The sequence below is a fragment of the Sorangium sp. So ce394 genome (genome assembly GCF_051474665.1).
Lineage (GTDB): Bacteria > Myxococcota_A > Polyangia > Polyangiales > Polyangiaceae > Sorangium > Sorangium cellulosum_D.
The window spans coordinates 8,414,540-8,431,574 of record NZ_CP150339.1 but is presented as its reverse complement, the minus strand read 5'-3'; the positions used below and the strand labels follow the sequence as shown (position 1 = coordinate 8,431,574).

General features: G+C 70.8%; 10 protein-coding genes. 3 read left to right on the top strand and 7 right to left on the bottom strand.

Annotated elements, in window-relative coordinates:
• Positions 1-2 precede the first annotated feature (2 nt).
• A complete protein-coding gene (locus tag WMF33_RS30960) occupies positions 3-488 on the bottom strand; it encodes a DUF421 domain-containing protein (protein WP_437331992.1) in 486 nt (161 codons plus the stop codon).
• Positions 489-493: 5 nt separating this feature from the next.
• Complete coding sequence (locus WMF33_RS30955; RefSeq protein ID WP_437331991.1) at positions 494-1,054, bottom strand: hypothetical protein; 561 nt, start codon at positions 1,052-1,054, stop codon at positions 494-496.
• A 371-nt stretch (positions 1,055-1,425) separates the two neighbouring features.
• On the opposite strand from WMF33_RS30955, the gene WMF33_RS30950 reads away from it, so the two are divergent.
• Positions 1,426-2,559, top strand: coding sequence for a phospholipase D-like domain-containing protein (locus WMF33_RS30950; protein WP_437331990.1), 1,134 nt, complete (start codon positions 1,426-1,428; stop codon positions 2,557-2,559).
• 462 nt (positions 2,560-3,021) lie between these two features.
• Here the strand turns inward: WMF33_RS30950 and WMF33_RS30945 are convergent, their stop codons facing one another.
• From WMF33_RS30945 to WMF33_RS30930, 4 genes are all read right to left on the bottom strand, one after another.
• Positions 3,022-4,881, bottom strand: a complete 1,860-nt coding sequence (locus WMF33_RS30945) for a serine/threonine-protein kinase (protein WP_437331989.1) — start codon at positions 4,879-4,881, stop codon at positions 3,022-3,024.
• A 212-nt stretch (positions 4,882-5,093) separates the two neighbouring features.
• Positions 5,094-5,534: a hypothetical protein gene (locus tag WMF33_RS30940; RefSeq protein WP_437331988.1), complete on the bottom strand. Its 441-nt coding sequence runs from the start codon at positions 5,532-5,534 to the stop codon at positions 5,094-5,096.
• A 323-nt stretch (positions 5,535-5,857) separates the two neighbouring features.
• Positions 5,858-11,710, bottom strand: coding sequence for a HAMP domain-containing protein (locus WMF33_RS30935; RefSeq protein ID WP_437331987.1), 5,853 nt, complete (start codon positions 11,708-11,710; stop codon positions 5,858-5,860).
• Positions 11,711-12,377: 667 nt separating this feature from the next.
• Positions 12,378-13,043 (bottom strand): hypothetical protein, encoded by a 666-nt coding sequence (locus WMF33_RS30930; RefSeq protein ID WP_437331986.1) that lies wholly within the window; start codon positions 13,041-13,043, stop codon positions 12,378-12,380.
• A 397-nt stretch (positions 13,044-13,440) separates the two neighbouring features.
• Between WMF33_RS30930 and WMF33_RS30925 the strand changes: the two genes are divergently transcribed.
• Both WMF33_RS30925 and WMF33_RS30920 read left to right on the top strand, forming a co-directional pair.
• Positions 13,441-14,622 (top strand): mechanosensitive ion channel family protein, encoded by a 1,182-nt coding sequence (locus WMF33_RS30925; protein WP_437331985.1) that lies wholly within the window; start codon positions 13,441-13,443, stop codon positions 14,620-14,622.
• A gap of 408 nt (positions 14,623-15,030) precedes the next feature.
• Entirely contained in the window at positions 15,031-16,152 is a 1,122-nt protein-coding gene (locus WMF33_RS30920; protein ID WP_061627733.1) for a CBS domain-containing protein, read from the top strand.
• Between the two features lie 331 nt (positions 16,153-16,483).
• Here the strand turns inward: WMF33_RS30920 and WMF33_RS30915 are convergent, their stop codons facing one another.
• Positions 16,484-17,032: a hypothetical protein gene (locus WMF33_RS30915; protein WP_020738099.1), complete on the bottom strand. Its 549-nt coding sequence runs from the start codon at positions 17,030-17,032 to the stop codon at positions 16,484-16,486.
• Positions 17,033-17,035: the final 3 nt, after the last annotated feature.

Here is a 17,035-nt window from a genome sequence, read left to right as displayed (position 1 = left end):
GCTCAGGCGTCCACGTCCCGCGTCCTCGGCCGCGCGACGGGCAGGGGCTGGCCCTGCTCCGGGATGATGGTGAGATCGCCGTCCGCCTCCAGGATGGCCCAGCGCACCTGCGCGAGGTGCGCGAGCCCGCTCTTGTGCATCTCGGACACGATCTCCTCCGGCTGGATGCGCTGGCGATTGCACGCGTCCTCCAGGATGCGGCCGTTCGCGACCAGGACCGTCGGCGTGCCGTCGATGACCTTGGACGCCCGCGGGGAGAGGTGCGTCAGGATCGACGTCAGGAACACGAGCACGAGGAGGGTGGACACGCCCGCGAGCGCGTTCGCGAGCGACGCCTCGCGGACGAGGGCCTGAGAGACGATCTCCGGGATCAGCATGAGCGTGACGAGCTCGAAGGGGGACAGCGAGCTGAGCTCGCGCTTGCCGAGCACGCGGAACGCGACGGCGAGGAAGACATAGACGAAGGCGACGCGGGCGACGGTCTCCATGGCGGTCAGGGGAAGATGAACGTGCGGAGCGGCGCCACGGCGCCGCGCTCCCCATCGCACGAGAGGGTTGCGTTGCCCGAGGCGAGCCAGGAGCGCTCGCCCCGGAGATCGAGGACGATCCGGCGCTGCTCGCCGGGCGCGAGGCCGCCCAGCTCGAAGCGCCCGATGGCGGTCTCCTCGGGCGTGGCGCGGCGCTCCTCGAAGCTGTCCAGGTAGGCCTGGTCAATCGTGAGCGCGGCGGCCCGGCAGGGGGCGTCCGCCGTGCGCGTCACGTCGAAGGTGAGCTGCTCCGTGTCGCGGAAGCGCATCCGCTCGGGGTACGCCACGCGCAGCGCGAGCCCGGGCGCGGTCGCCTCGCCGGTCTCGCGGGCGTGCATGAACAGGGCGCTCGCGGCGACGCAGGCGAGCGCGAGCGCGCCGAGCGCGTGCTTCGGGCTGAGCTTGAGCCGGCGCCGCATGTCCGGCGCCGGCGGCGGCTCGGACGCGGTCTCGAGCGGCGCCGCGGGCGCGCGCCCGTTCGCCTGGCCGGGCCGACGAGCGGAGATCTCATGACGGGACGGGACCATCGCGCACGACGCCCTTCAAATCCGATGCCGCGGTCCGCGCGCGCCGGAGGGCCTGGTCTGCGCCGGAGAGACCGCTTGCCCCGGCGGCGCTGTGGCGCGGTGGCCTTGCGTGGCAAGCTGCCACGTCGCGCCTCTTCCTCCGCGGGCATCCCTGCGCGATCGCGACTTCGCGAGGTGGCACACGGGCTGCTTGAGGCGTTGTGGTGAGGGCGTGCGGGCCACTGCGGCAATCGAGCTGCAGCCGCCCCGCGCCGGGACTCGACATGACTTGCTCGGTGCTGACCTTTCCAGGCTCCAGGGCGAACTCCAGGACCAGCCACGCGGTGCGGGACAGGGGGTGCGCGCTCCACGCGACGCGCCTCTTGCCCGGGATGACGGTGGTGCTCGAGTCGCTCCTCGACGACATCGCGCGCGCCCGGGAGCGGATCTGGATCTCGACGTACATCTACCGCAACGATCTGATGGGTCATCGCTTCGCCGATGCGTTCGCGGCCGCCGTGCGGCGCGGCGTCGACGTGCGGCTGCTCTACGACGCGCTCGGCAGCCACGCGACGCCGGCGCAGTTCTTCGAGGACATGCGGGCTCGCGGCATCCGCGCGCGCGCGTACCGGCCGCTCGGCACGGTGCTGCGCCGGGGCGTCGTGTTCCCGCGGGAGCACTCGCGCATCGTGGTGATCGACGGCGCCGGATACGTCGGCGGCGCGGCGTGGGCCGACGAGTGGCTGCCGCGCGATCAGGGCGGCGACGGCTGGCACGAGGTCTGTAGTCGGGTGGTGGGGCCCTGCGTGGGCGACATGGCGCGGGCGTTCGAGTGCCGCTGGATGCTCGCCAACGAGGCCGACGGGCGCTCGTTCGACTACTGGACCGGCGGCGTCTACGACGACGTGGAGTTCATCACCGACGCGCCCAGGCCGCCGGCGATCATCTACGAGCGCCACGTGGAGCGGGTGCGCTCGGCGCGGCGGCGCGTGTGGATCGAGAACGCGTATTTCTGCCCGCCCCGCGGGCTGGAGCGCGAGCTCATCGACGCCGCGCGCCGCGGGATCGACGTGAAGATCATCGTTCCGCGCAACTCCGATCTGCCGGCCATCCGCAACGCGAGCCTCGCGCGGTACAGGTGGTGGCTGGAGAACGGGCTTCAGATCTATGAGTTCCTGCCGTCGATGCTGCACTCGAAGTTCGCGGTGATCGACGACGACTGGGCGACCGTGGGGACCTTCAACGTGAACCCGACGAGCCTGCGGTGGGTGAGCGAGGCGAACCTCATCGTCAAGCAGCCCGGCTTCGTGAGGGACGCGGCGAACCTGTTCGAGCGGGACGTCGATCGGAGCGAGGAGGTGTGCCTCAACAACCTTCCCAAGCTGGGGGCGCTCGCGCGGATGCGAAACGCGCTGTGGAGCCTGGGGCTCGATCTGCTGGAGCCGCGGTACGCGTCCGGGAGAGGGCGCGGGGCGCTCCCCGAGCCGGAGCGGGAGGGTGGGTTCCTGCCGGCTATCGGAGTCTAGAGCGGCGGTCACCCGCTTCGGATACGGGCCCATCTCGACGTTTTCGGTGCTCAGCGCACTGGAGTGCGCTTCCGCGCCGAAAACGCCGAGCTGGACCCGTCTCCTGTGCGGGTGACCGCCGCTCTGGAACGCGTGTACAGAGAGGGGCGAAAACCGATCTAGAGCGGTTTTCGGCTGCGACTGATACCGTGCGTCGTTTCTCGTCCCCGTCTCCCGTCTCCCGTCTCCCGTCTTCCCTCTTCCGTGTTCGTCCTTCGTGCGCGTGCGCGTGCGCGATTCCCCGGAGTCAGCGCGCACGCGCACGCGCACGCAGACGTGCACGGGGACGAGAGACGGAAGACGAGAGACGGAAGACGAGAGACGGGACGAGAAACGACGCACGGAAGACGCACGCATCGAACCCGAGCGAAAACCGCTCCCGGCTCGATCTCGGTCCCCCGGCCGGCCCGTGCGGCCGATCCGCTACGGCGCCGCTGGAGCGCTCGGGGGGTCCTCAGCCGCGCCCGCGTCGGCAGCCGGCGGGGGCGGCTCGGCCGCTGGCGGGGAAGGAGCGGGCTCCTGACTGGCCGCCCCCGCATCCTCGTGGACCTCGACCGCAGGCGCCGAGGCGTCGGCCACCGGCGGCGGGCAAGCCGACCCCGCGCCTTCCTGCCCACCCGCGCAGGCAGCGGCCCCGGGCTCCGGCGACGCGCCGGACGTGGGCGCCTGCGCAAGGAGCTGCGGCGCCTCCACGCCCGCGTCGGACGAGGGTAGATCCGGGAGCGGCGCGCTCGCGGTGGGCGCCGGCGACTTGGCGGCCGCAGCGGTGGGCTCAGGCGCAGGGGGAGCCGGCTTCGGCGCCCGCGTCGGGCGCGGGGCCACAGGCTCGGCCGGGGGCGCCGGGGGCGCCACGACGCCGCGCGCGATGCTGGCCGTCAGGGAGCTCGCCTCGGCCGCAGGGCGCACCGGCGACGACGGCTCTGCGACCGGCGCCGGTGGCGCGGCCAGAGACGCCGGCGCCGTCGGCGTCAGCTCGACCGCTGGGCCCGTCGAGACCGGCGCCACGCTCCACGCCGCCGCACCCGCCATGAGGACGAAGCCCGCCGCCGCGACGCGGCGGAACGGGAAGCGATCCCGCAACGAGGGGCGCTGAGACGGGGACACCGCCACCGGCAGATTCACCATCGCCGTCGCCTCGGACCACGCCCGCTCGCCGCTCTCCTCCAGCGACCCGCGCCGCACCACCACCGCGGCGCGGCGGCTCGTCTCGTCAGGCGCCCGCCGCGCGGACGCCATGGGGAGCTGCAGCTCCAGCGCGTCGTCGGAGCGCCGCGAGTGCAGCGTCGGCGCAGCGCTCACCACCATCGGCCGCGGCGACGGCGCGGGGATCTGGCTCGTCCGCTCGTCCAGCCACTGCGCGCGGAGCGACGCGCCGCACACGTCCTCCGAGACGCCCCGCGAGAGGAGCCACGTCGCGAGCGCGACGCCGAGCTCGCGCATGCTCCCCCAGCGATCCGCCGGGTCCTTGCGCAACCCGCGCTCGATGATCGACCACAGCGCCGGATCCGTGCCGCACCGCTCCACGAGCGACTGCACCGGATCCTGGATGACCGCCCGCAGCGTCCCGAACCCCTGCTCGCCGGCATAGGGCGTCTCGCCCGCGATCGACTCGTACAGCATCGTGCAGAACGCCCAGATGTCCGCGCGATGATCGAGCTGGCCCTGCCCGAGCGCCTGCTCGGGCGGCATGTACTGCGGCGTCCCGATCACCGCCGCGCCCGTCGAACCGGACTGCGGTTCGGTCCACGTCACCTTCGCGATCCCGAAATCGACGACCTTCGGCTGGATCCTCCCGTCGCCCTGCTCCGCCAGCATCACGTTGTCCGGCTTGAGATCCCGGTGGACGACGCCGCGCTCGTGGGCGGCGTGCATCGCGCTCGCGACCGGAAGCAAGATCGCGATCGCCGCCTCGGGCAAGAGCCGCTGCTCGCGGCAGAGCATGTCCCGGAGGGCCTCGCCCTCCAGGAGCTCCATCACGATGTACGGCGTGCCGCCCGCGGTCTTGCCGAGATCGAAGACGCGCACGATGCCCGGATGACTGAGCTTCGCCGCCGCCCGCGCCTCGCGCAGCAGGCGCTCCGCGATCGCGGGAGAGCGCATCTCCGGGCGCAGCACCTTGATGGCCACGTTGGCCTCGAGCGCCGTGTTCGCAGCGACCCAGACAGAGCCCATCGCCCCCTCTCCCGCCTTGCGGAGGAGCTGGTACTTGTCGCCCACCACCGTGCCAGCCTCGAAGCGCTCCCCTAAGGTGTGCTCGAACCCCTGGGTCAAGTTGCTCGACATGCGCTCTCCTGCCGCCTGCTCCGGCCATCCGCCGCCCACGACGCCACGCTTCGCCACGATTCCAAATCTGGAGCATCGCTCGTGCCAGGCGCTCCTCTCGGGGAGCGCCTGAAATCCCGGACGAGCGCGTCGGCGGCAGCGCGCCTCAGCGAGGCAAGTTGCCACGCGCCGGGCGCCCCAGCATCGCCAGCGCGCTCACCCCCGCGCGCTGCCTAGATGAAGCTGTCGTAAGGACGTCGCTGCGCGCTCTCGCTCCGGACGTTCTCGGCGCCCGAAACCTCGAGGATCATCGCCAGGATCTCCGCGTCTCGCTCCGAGGTCGCGTGAACGCCCACGAGGACCGCGCCCTGCCGCAAGCCGCTCTCGTACACCCGCGCGCGGTGCTCGGGCACACCAGCGCCGGCGAGCGCGCCGACGAGCCCGCCGGCCGCGCTGCCCGCGCCCGCGAGCGCGGACTCCAGGGGGCCCGCCACCGCGAGCTCGAGGCCAGGGAACGCCACGCTCGCGCCGGCCGTCGCGAACGCCGCGAAGCCCGCCCCGCCGACGCCGACGTCCGCCGCCGCCCTCGAGCCGGTTCCGCTCTCGACATGCTCTCCGCGCGCGGCGTCGCTCATGACAAGGCTGATGGCGTCACGCTTGTATCCACAGCTCATGACGCGCTCAACGGCTCTCTCGGCGTCGAGCCGTGTCCTCACAAGACCGGTCACCAGCTTCGCCCTCACCGACAGCTCCTTTCCCGAAGGACGTCCTCGCCCGGACGCGTACCCTCGCTGTATTCTGGAATCCCACACCGCACAGCAGGCGCCGTGCCAACGAAGGATGCCGCAAATGCACGCTCTCCTGCGCCGTCGGCTGTGGACGGTAGACGCCTGAGCTTGCGGAGAGACGCCACACTGAGGCGCCGTTGCAGCGAAGACGAACCGCCGCGTGCGCCCGGGCACATCCGCGCGGCGCGGCGGCGAGGGGGAGAGCGAGCTCAGCGATGCAGCCAGATGCGGAGCAGCGCGAGCAGCTGCTCCGTATCGACCGGCTTGGAGATGTAGTCGGTCGCGCCGGCCTCGAGGCATTTCTCGCGATCGCCCTTCATCGCCCTGGCCGTGACGGCGATGATCGGGAGCGTCTGGAAGGCGGGCCGCTGCCGGATCGCGCGCATCGTGTCGTATCCGTCCATCTCCGGCATCATGATGTCCATGAGCACGACGTCGATGCCGCTCGTCCTCTCCAGACGGTCGATGGCCGCCTTGCCCGTATCGGCGGCGAGCGTGGTCATCCCCTGGCTCTCGAGGACGGTCTTCAGCGCGTAGATGTTGCGGAAATCGTCGTCGACGATCAGCGCGCACTTGCCGGAGAGCGCGGCGGTCGACTCGTGGAGCTGCTCGATCACGGTCCGCTTCGGCTCCGGCAGATCCGAGAGCCGGCGGTGCAGCGCGAGCGTGACCTCGTCGAGCAGGCGCTCCCTCGACTGGACGTGCTTCACGGGGAGCCGCTGCGCGAGCCGGCCGAGCTGCACCTCGTCGTCCCCGGCGACGTCGGCCGGCGTGTACACGATGGCCGCCAGATCGGTGAAGCGCCCGGCCCGGTCGAGGTGCTCGAGGAGCTCGAGGCCGGGCATGTCGGGCAGGCGCAGGCCGAGCACGATCGCCTCGTACGGCTCGCGCTCGAGGGCGGCGAGCGCGGCCTCGCCGGTGGCCACGCTGGCGATCGTGACCCCCTCGTCCCGGAGCAGCTCGACCACGGGATCGCCCGACGCCGCGTCCGGCTCGACGACGAGCAGCCGGCGCCGCGGCGAGCTGACCAGCCCGTCGAGCCGCGCGAAGGCCTCGTCGAGCGCCGTCCTGCTGCTGAGCGGCTTGTTGAGGAGCCCCACCGCGCCCAGCCGCCGCGCGCGGCTCCGCTCCTCCTCCGTCTCCGTCGTGATCACCTGGACCGGGACGTGCCGCGACGACAGATCGCGCTTGAGGCAGTCGAGCACGCGCCAGCCGTCCATGTCGGGCAGGTTGATGTCCAGCGTGATCGCCGCGGGCTTGAGCTCGCGCACCAGCGAGAGCCCCGTCGCGCCGCGGACGGCGACGACCGCCTTGAAACCGTGCTCGCGCGCGACGTCCACGAGGAAGCGGGCGAACACGGTGTCGTTCTCCACGATCACGATCGCGCGGTCGCCGGGGCGGACGCTCTCGCTGTCGTCGATGACCTGCGTGTCCGGGCCCGCGGCCATGCGATCCGACGGCCGGCTGCTGTGGACGGTGTCCTCGATGGCGGCCGGCGTGTCGAGGACGTGCGTCGGCTGCCGCCGCGCCGCCCGCACGGGCCGGTAGGTGCGCGGCAGGTAGAGCGTGAACGTGCTGCCGCGGCCCGGCGCGCTCACCAGCGCGAGGTCGCCGCCGAGCATCCGCGCGATCTCCCGGCTGATCGCGAGCCCGAGCCCGGTGCCCCCGTACTTGCGGCTCGTGCTCCCGTCGGCCTGCTGGAACGCCTCGAAGATGATCTGCTGTTTGTCCGGCGCGATCCCGATGCCCGTGTCGTGGACGGAGAGGGCGATCACCGAGTCGGCCCGGCTGAGCACATCGTTCTCACGGTTCCAGCCGTCGCGGGCCACTGTCACCTCCAGGACCACCTTGCCGCGCTCGGTGAACTTGAAGGCGTTCGAGAGCAGGTTCTTGAGCACCTGCTGGAGCCGCTTCGCGTCGGTGAGCATCGAGGACGGCAGCGCCGGCGAGAACGAGAGCTCGAAGTCGAGCTTCTTGGACTCGGCGACGTGCCGGAACGTACGGTGTACGTAGTCCGAGAGGTCCTTGAAGCTGATCTCGCCCACGTCGACGACGACGGTGCCGGACTCGATCTTCGAGAGGTCCAGGATGTCGTTGATGAGCGCGAGGAGATCGGTCCCCGACGCGTGGATCGTCTTCGCGAACTCGACCTGCCGCGGGGTGAGGTTCTGGTCGTTGTTCCTGGAGAGCTGGTCCGAGAGGATGAGCAGGCTGTTCAGCGGGGTCCTGAGCTCATGGGACATGTTGGCCATGAACTCCGACTTGTATTTCGACGTGAGGGCGAGCTGCCGCGCCTTCTCTTCGAGGGCCTGGCGGGCCTGCTCGACCTCGTGGTTCTTCCGCTCGACCTCGACGTTCTGCTCGGCCAGGAGGCGCGCCTTCTCGCCGAGCGCCGCGTTCGTCTCCTGGAGCTCCTCCTGCTGGCTCTGGAGCTCGCGCGCCAGCGACTGGGACTGCTTGAGCAGGTCCTCGGTGCGCATGTTCGCCTCGATCGTGTTGAGCACGATGCCGATCGACTCGGTGAGCTGATCGAGGAACGCCTGGTGGGTCGGGCTGAAGCGCTCGAGCGACGCGAGCTCGATGACGGCCTTCACCTGCCCCTCGAAGATCACGGGCATCACGATGATGTTGACCGGGGGCGCCTCGCCGAGGCCGCTCGTGATCGTGATGTAGTCGGGCGGCGCGTTGACGAGGAGGATCTTCTCCTTCTCGAGCGCGCACTGCCCGACGAGCCCCTCGCCGAGCTTGAACTGGTTGTCGACGTGCTTGCGCTCCTTGAACGCGTAGCTCGCGAGCAGCTTGAGGACGGGCTCCTCCCGGGAGGAGTCCATGATGTAGAAGACGCCCTGCTGCGCCGTGACCACCGGGGCGAGCTCGGACAGGATGAGGCGGCCGACGGTGAGGAGATCCTTCTGCCCCTGGAGCATGCGCGAGAACTTGGCGAGGTTGGTCTTGAGCCAGTCCTGCTCGCTGTTCTTCAGCGTCGTGTCCTTGAGGTTCCGGATCATCTCATTGATGTTGTCCTTCAGCGCCGCGACCTCGCCCTGCGCCTCGACCTTGATCGACCGGGTGAGGTCGCCCTTGGTGACGGCGGTGGCCACCTCGGCGATGGCGCGGACCTGCGTCGTGAGGTTCGCCGCGAGCTGGTTCACGTTGTCGGTGAGGTCCTTCCACGTGCCGGCCGCGCCGGGCACGCTCGCCTGGCCGCCGAGCTTGCCCTCGACCCCGACCTCGCGCGCCACCGTGGTCACCTGATCCGCGAACGTCGCGAGCGTCTCGATCATGCCGTTGATCGTGTCCGCGAGCGCGGCGATCTCCCCCTTCGCGTCGACGATCAGCTTGCGCTTGAGATCGCCGTTGGCGACCGCCGTCACGACCTTCGCGATGCCGCGCACCTGGTTCGTCAGGTTGCCGGCCATCGAGTTCACGTTGTCGGTGAGGTCCTTCCAGGTGCCCGCGACGCCGCGGACGTCGGCCTGTCCGCCGAGCTTGCCCTCGGTGCCGACCTCGCGGGCGACGCGCGTGACCTCGGAGGCGAAGGAGTTGAGCTGATCGACCATCGTGTTGATGGTGTTCTTGAGCTCGAGGATCTCGCCCTTGACGTCGACGGTGATCTTCTTCGAGAGATCGCCGTTGGCGACGGCGGTGGTGACGGCGGCGATGTTGCGCACCTGGGCGGTGAGGTTGCCGGCCATCGAGTTGACGGAGTCGGTGAGGTCCTTCCAGGTGCCCGCGACGCCGCGGACGTCGGCCTGGCCGCCGAGCTTTCCCTCGGTGCCGACCTCGCGGGCGACGCGCGTCACCTCGGACGCGAACGAGCGGAGCTGATCGACCATCGTGTTGATGGTGTCCTTGAGCTCGAGGATCTCGCCGCGGACGTCGACCGTGATCTTCTTCGAGAGATCGCCGTTGGCGACGGCGGTGGTGACGGCGGCGATGTTGCGCACCTGGGCGGTGAGGTTGCCAGCCATCGAGTTGACGGAGTCGGTGAGGTCCTTCCAGGTGCCCGCGACGCCGGTCACCTCGGCCTGCCCGCCGAGCTTTCCCTCGGTGCCGACCTCGCGCGCCACGCGCGTCACCTGCGCCGCGAACGCGCTCAGCTGGTCGACCATCGTGTTGATGGTGTTCTTGAGCTCGAGGATCTCGCCCTTGACGTCGACGGTGATCTTCTTCGAGAGATCGCCCGTGGCGACGGCGGTGGTGACGGCGGCGATGTTGCGCACCTGGGCGGTGAGGTTGCCGGCCATCGAGTTGACGGAGTCGGTGAGGTCCTTCCAGGTGCCCGCGACGCCGCGGACGTCGGCCTGGCCGCCGAGCTTGCCCTCGGTGCCGACCTCGCGCGCGACGCGCGTGACCTCGGAGGCGAAGGAGTTGAGCTGATCGACCATCGTGTTGATGGTGTTCTTGAGCTCGAGGATCTCGCCCTTGACGTCGACCGTGATCTTCTTCGAGAGATCGCCGTTGGCGACGGCGGTGGTGACGGTCGCGATGTTGCGCACCTGGGCGGTGAGGTTGCCGGCCATCGAGTTGACGGAGTCGGTGAGGTCCTTCCAGGTGCCCGCGACGCCGCGGACGTCGGCCTGGCCGCCGAGCTTGCCCTCGGTGCCGACCTCGCGGGCGACGCGCGTCACCTCGGCCGCGAGGGAGCTCAGCTGATCGACCATCGTGTTGATGGTGTCCTTGAGCTCGAGGATCTCGCCCTTGACGTCGACGGTGATCTTCTTCGAGAGATCCCCCTTCGCGACGGCGGTGGTGACGGCGGCGATGTTGCGCACCTGGGCGGTGAGGTTGCCGGCCATCGAGTTGACGGAGTCGGTGAGGTCCTTCCAGGTGCCCGCGACGCCGCGGACGTCGGCCTGGCCGCCGAGCTTGCCCTCGGTGCCGACCTCGCGGGCGACGCGCGTGACCTCGGAGGCGAAGGAGTTGAGCTGATCGACCATCGTGTTGATGGTGTTCTTGAGCTCGAGGATCTCGCCCTTGACGTCGACGGTGATCTTCTTCGAGAGATCGCCGTTGGCGACGGCGGTGGTGACGGCGGCGATGTTGCGCACCTGTGAGGTGAGGTTGCCGGCCATCGAGTTGACGGAGTCGGTGAGGTCCTTCCAGGTGCCTGCGACGCCGCGGACGTCGGCCTGGCCGCCGAGCTTTCCCTCGGTGCCGACCTCGCGGGCGACGCGCGTCACCTCGGACGCGAACGAGCGGAGCTGATCGACCATCGTGTTGATGGTGTCCTTGAGCTCGAGGATCTCGCCCTTGACGTCGACGGTGATCTTCTTGGACAGGTCGCCGTTGGCGACGGCGGTGGTGACGGTCGCGATGTTGCGCACCTGGGCCGTGAGGTTCGACGCCATCGAGTTGACGGAGTCGGTGAGGTCCTTCCAGGTGCCTGCGACGCCGCGGACGTCGGCCTGCCCGCCGAGCTTGCCCTCGGTGCCGACCTCGCGGGCGACGCGCGTGACCTCGGACGCGAAGGAGCCCAGCTGCTCGACCATGGTGTTGACGGTCTTGGCCGTCCGGAGGAACTCGCCGTCGAGCGGCCTGCCGTCGACCTCGAGGGCCATCGTCTGCGAGAGATCGCCCTTGGCGACGGCGCCGATGACGCGCGCCGTCTCGGCGGTGGGGTGGACGAGATCGCCGATCAGGGCGTTGATGCACGCGACCTCGTCGGCCCACGCGCCGTTCACCTCGCCGATGAAGGCGCGCTGCGAGAGCTGGCCTTCCTTGCCGACCACGCGGCTCAGGCGGTAGAGCTCCTTCGCCATCTTCTCGTTGAGCTCGACGACCTCGTTGAAGGTGTCCGCGATCTTCCCGTCGAGCCCCAGCCAGTCGACGGGCAGCCGCACCGAGAAATCGCCCTTCTTGAGGCTCAGAAGCGACGTCAGCAGCGTCCGCCGGTCGAGCCCGTCGCGCTCGATGGGCGCCGCGGCACGGGGGGGCTCCGCCGCGGGGGCCTTCCTCGCGCGCGCGGCGCCGTGCGACCCCCCGCCCGACGCGCCCTTCTTGCTCTTGCCATTGCCAGCCTTCGCTCTGCGGGCCTTGTCGAGGTCGCTACGCTGCTCCATGCCGCTGTTCTCCTGGCCCTGCATCGCAGTCAGGGCCGATCGGTGAAGGGAAACGAGGGCGCGCCCCGGGCGCGGAGGGAACCCGGGGCGCCGAGAGCGGTGGGATCAGGCGCCCCGGCGCGCCGCTCGGGCGCCGGGGCGCCGCCGCGAGGCGGCGAGAGGGCGAGAGGAGGACTGGCCCTCTCGTCCGAGGGGCGGGATCGTCGGCCGCCTCGGGTTTCCGCCGGACGCCGCGCGCCGCCCGGGGGCGGGGTTGTCGCTGCCCGACCGCGCAGATTCCGTCGGGTCCCATCGGGTTCAGGCTTCGAGGAACGATGGCCATGCGCGTCTGCGCCCACCGCGCAGGAGCATGGGTTCGTATACTACGCAGGCGCGCAGCCGGGCAAGCATCGCGCCGCGCTGGCCGCGCGCTTCTCGGGTCGCTTCTCGTGGGATTCCGTGGCAGGGCGCGCGGTCGGGCGCGGGCGATGTGGCCAGGGCGAGGAGCGAGGCGGTGAGGTGCGTTCGCGCCGGCGCGGGCGTTGCGCGCGGGCGCGGCTGTTGCGCGCGGGCGCGGCTGTTGCGCGCCGGCGCGGACCCTGTGGGCTGGTGCGGGCTGCGGGTGTTGCGCGGCTGGTACGGCCCGCGGGGGTCGCGCGCGGGTGCGGGGGTCGGTCGAGGGGCTGCCTCAGGCCACGTCGGCCTTGGGGGGCCGGCGTCTCGGCAGGAGAGCGCCGCCGGACTGCTTCCGTGGCGTGACGATGCAGTAGCGCCCTGCCTCTCCCACCCGCTCGTGGATGCCCGATTCCGTGATCTCTCGCGCCGGCCTCAGCGGCGGCAGCCATCGGGACACGTTCGCGAGGCACGACGTGCGCTCGGGGAACGGGGAGTGACGGGGCCGCGGCCGCTCCGTGGCGGCGCCGTGCGGCCGCTCCGTGGCGGCGTCGTGCGGCCGCTCCGTCGCGTCATAGGCGCGCTCCGTTGCGTCGTGGGCTCGCTCCGGGGTGTCGTGGGCCCGCTCGGCAGCGAGGTCGTAGGCCCGCTCCGCGGCAGCGTCGTGGGCCCGCTCGGCGGCGTCGTACGGCCGGTCCGAGATCGATCGGTACACCCGCTCCGACAGAGAGCCGTAGGGCGGCCGCTCCGAGGGCGAGCCGTGGGGCGGCCGCTCCGAGGGCGAGCCGTGAGGCCCCTCGATGGCGGCAGCGCTCTGCGCAGGGAGCGTGCCGGACGATGCGCGCCGCTTCGCGGTCGTCGCCGCGATCCGGAGCCGGAGATCCTCGACGTGCCTCGCGAGCCGCTCCGTCTCCTCGGTGAGCCGCGCGAAATCATCGACCTGGCTTCTGCGCTCTGACATAAACGAGTCCTTTGCCGCGATTCTTCAGCCGATCTCGATTCTCTGGCCAGTTCAGCTGCACACCGCATGCCGAGCGCGCGCGGGTCCCTTGAACGGACGTCGAAGGGCGACGTAGAGCTGCGGTGTAGCGATTTGTCGCAGCGTGGCAACGCTGCCTCCACCGTGCAATCGCGATCTCGGCGGCTCGCGCGGAGCGTGCCGGACATCCCGCGGGAAATGCGGGAGCGGACTCGGCGGCATGCCCTGTGCCGTGCGACGCCGCGCACAAGATGGATGAGCCCGTCGCGCCTCGCTGCGTCACGGCCTGATGCCGCCGCGCCCGCGGGGTGCGGCGGGTGTTCCGTGCCCCAGGGGGCCTGGCCTGACGGCGCGCGGCGCTGGTTGAAGGAGCAGACCCATGCAGAACTCGAACTTTGAATCGCTCGGCGCCCGGCTGGGGCTCCCGGCGGACGGCGTATGGCAGTGGGTGATCGTCGCGGCGAGCGTTCCGGTCGGCTTCGCGCTCGCTCGGCTGGCAGTGGGCCTGTTCCGGCGCGCCGGCTCGATCGTCGTGCGGCGGACGGCGACGCCATGGGACGAAAAAACACTCGACGCGGCAATTGGCCCCGTGACGCTTTGTCTCGGGATCATCCTGACGGCCGGCCTCGCGAAGATGACGCGGCTCGGGCAGGAGCTCGTGGCCGATCTGCGATCGCTGCTCTCGGCGCTGTTCATCGGCGGCGTGGCGTGGCTGCTCATGCGCCTCGTCGGGATCCTCACCGAGGTGCTGGACGCGCGCGCCCTGCGGCACCTCGAGGAGGGGAGCGAGTCGTCCCGCGGGCTGCGCACGCAGGCCCGCGTGCTCGAGCGGGTCGCGCGGGTGATCATCGTGATCGTGGCGGGCGCGCTCGTGCTCCTGAATTTCGAGACGGTGAGGAACGTCGGCGTGTCGCTCCTGGCCTCCGCCGGCATCGCGGGCGTCGTGCTCGGCCTGGCGGCGCAGAAGCCGGTGGGCGCGATCCTGTCGGGCCTCCACATCCTGTTCACCCGGCCGATCGATCTCGGCGACAAGGTCGTGGTGGACGGTGAGTTCGGGACGATCGAGGAGATCCGGCTGACCCACGTGGTCATGAAGATCTGGGACGAGCGGCGGCTCATCGTCCCCACCGCGCGGCTCCTCGACCAGTCGTTTCAGAACTGGACGAAGCACGGATCGGAGAAGCTGGGCACCGTCGAGATCTACGTGGATTACCGCACGCCGGTGGACGCCGTGCGGCGGCGCTTCGAGTCCATCCTCCCGAACAGCGAGCTCTGGGACAAGCGGGTAAAGGCCGTCCAGGTCACGAACGTGACAGAGCGCACGATCGAGGTGCGTTTTCTCGTCTCTGCCCGCGACTCTGGGCAGCTGTTCGATCTGCGGTGCTGGGTTCGCGAGGAGATGCTCCGGTGGGTCCAGGAGCTCGAGGAGGGGATGTACCTGCCGCAGGAGCGCTTCTCGCGGGCGGCTCCGGCCGTCGAGGCGATCGAGCGGCGTGGTCCGGCCTCGGGTCGGGCGCGGCGGGCTGGAGCGGTCGACGGGGTGGCCGATGTGAAGTCGTGACGGTGCGCGCCCGCTACGTAGCGGAACGCCACACCGCGACGCCCAGGCTGGGGCGATGGACGTCGGCGCGCTCTTCCGGCGCGTCACCGTCGCGTGCGCTTCCCGCCTCGTACCTGTCGACTCGGTGACACCTTCGACGCGCGGAACAGGCCTCCACGCCTGTCCGCGCGCTCCGTCGCGCGCCGGGGCCCAACCGCTGTGCCCGGGATCGTTCCGCTCGCCGGCAGGCGCAGGAAAGCGGCATGTGCTTTGCAGCGAAAACAGAAAGATCCGGCACTTGGCCCGTCAGCCGTCGACCGCGCGACGAGGTTTCGCCACGCCCCTGGGGGGGAATGGGGGCGTGGCAGGTCGTAACTGCCCCGCCCGCTCTGTGCAGCTGCCTGCGCGGGAGTCCAGGAGCAACGCGCCATGAAATGGGTCATCAGGATCACGCGGGTTGGCGGAATCGATGTTGTCGCGCACGCGGCGTTCGGCCTGCTCATCCCGATCGGGGCGCTCCAGTGGGGGGCGCGGCACGGCGGGAGCGGCGCGCTCTTCGGATGCGCGCTGGGGGCGGCGTTGCTCGGGTGCGTGGCGCTGCAGGCGCTCGTCCACGGGCTCGTGGCGCGGCAGCTCGGCCTGCGGGTGAGCGAGGTGCTGCTCTCGCCGATCGGGGCGATCGCGAGGCGCTCGCGGCCGGACGCGGGGTGGGCGCAGAGCGGGGCGCTCGGCCTGGCGGCGAACTTCGCGCTGGCGGTGATCGTCTTCCTGGCCGCGGGGGCCCAGCACGGGGCGGGGGAGCTCCGGTGGGCGTCGGTGCTTCAGGCCGTCGAGGCGCCGTCGCGCGAGACGGCGGTCGTGTGGATCGCCAGCGCGAACCTGGGGATCGCGATGCTCGGCCTGTTGCCCGCGCTGCCGCTCGAGGGGGGGCGGGTGCTGCGCGAGGCGCTGTCGCCGCTCACCGGCACCTGGCTCGCGACGTCGCTGGCGGCGACGCTCGGGCAGGCGATGGCGGCCGTGCTGTTCTTCATCGCCCTGATCGGCGGTCAGCTCTTCATCGCGCTGCTGTCGGCGCTGCTGTTCCTCGGGGCGCGGCGGGAGTGGAGCGCGGCGCAGGTGGTGAGGGCGCCTGTCGCGTCGTCCGAGGCGCGTCGGCTCGAGGGTCGGGCGGTCCAGCTGTGGCCCGGCGAGCTCGTGGGCGATGCCGCGCGGCGCATCCTGGCGAGCCATGAGCCCGATTTCCCGGTGGTGTACGAGGACCGCGTGATCGGGATCGTGACGCGCACGGACGTGATGCGCGCGCTGGCGGCTGGCGAGGAGGGGGCGTTCATCGCGTGGATCATGCGCTGCGACGTGCCGCGGGTGGCGGCGGACGTGTCGCTCGACGAGGTGGGGCGGAAGATGGTCGAGAAGAACACGCCGGTGGTCGCGGTGTTCGACGGGGAGAGCTACCTGGGGCTCGTGAAGCACTCGGATATCGCGGGGGCGCTCACGCGGGGGCGCGGGGGGAGGCTCGGGAGGATCCGGCTGGCGGCGGCGCAGGCGGGGTAGGTTAGAGGCTTTGCCGGGCTGAACGGCCCCCGGAGGGGTGATGGTGGGGCGGCCCGGCGCGGGGGCCCCGCCGAACTCGCCCTGGATGTTACCCCTCCGGCGCAAGCGCCGGAGAGGTAACATCCAGGGCTCAGACATCGGCCCATCCCCCGCGCCGGGCCGCCCCACCATCACCCCTCCGGGGGCCTGGGGGTGAGCCGCGGAGTCAATCGGGATAGGGGACTGGGGTTGAGCTGCTAGCTAGCCGCGTCCCGAGTCACGCGAACGAAAACGCCCCGCCCACCGGGGACGGGGGGCGGGGCGTCGGGGATTGTCCCTGAGAGGCGGAGCCTCAATCGTTTCGCACGAAATTGAGCTTGAAGGAGACCACGAGCACCAGCGCGTCCTGACTGATACGCCGCTTGCCCCAGGCGACCCCGATGTGCAGCCCCTCGATCGGCTCGAGGTTGGAGGGGAGACCTACGGTGTGCGTGAGCGTCTTCGTGAAATTCCACTCAGGCTTCTTGTTCGCAAGCGCTGAGTTGACGGCCCTCATGATGGTATGGTCGATGATCGAGGGGATGCCGCGGATGTCGGCCTCCTCGAGCTCGACGTTGAACGCGAGGACGTTACCCTTGTTCCTCTCGATGATCTCCGGGGTGATCATCACCCTGAGCTCGTCGAGCTTGATGGTGGGGTTCACGCCAACGATGGACCACTTCAGCTCCGCGGGACAGGTGACGCGCAAGCCCATGTCCTCGACCAAGGTGATCTCGGTCGCCTTGCCGAGGTAGAGCCAGCGGTCGGTCTTGTCATCGTCGTCCAGGTGAATTTTCACAGGGAGGAACTCGCCCAAGACCTGGGCGAGATCCTCCCGCGTGATGATGGCTTCGAGCCACACGGC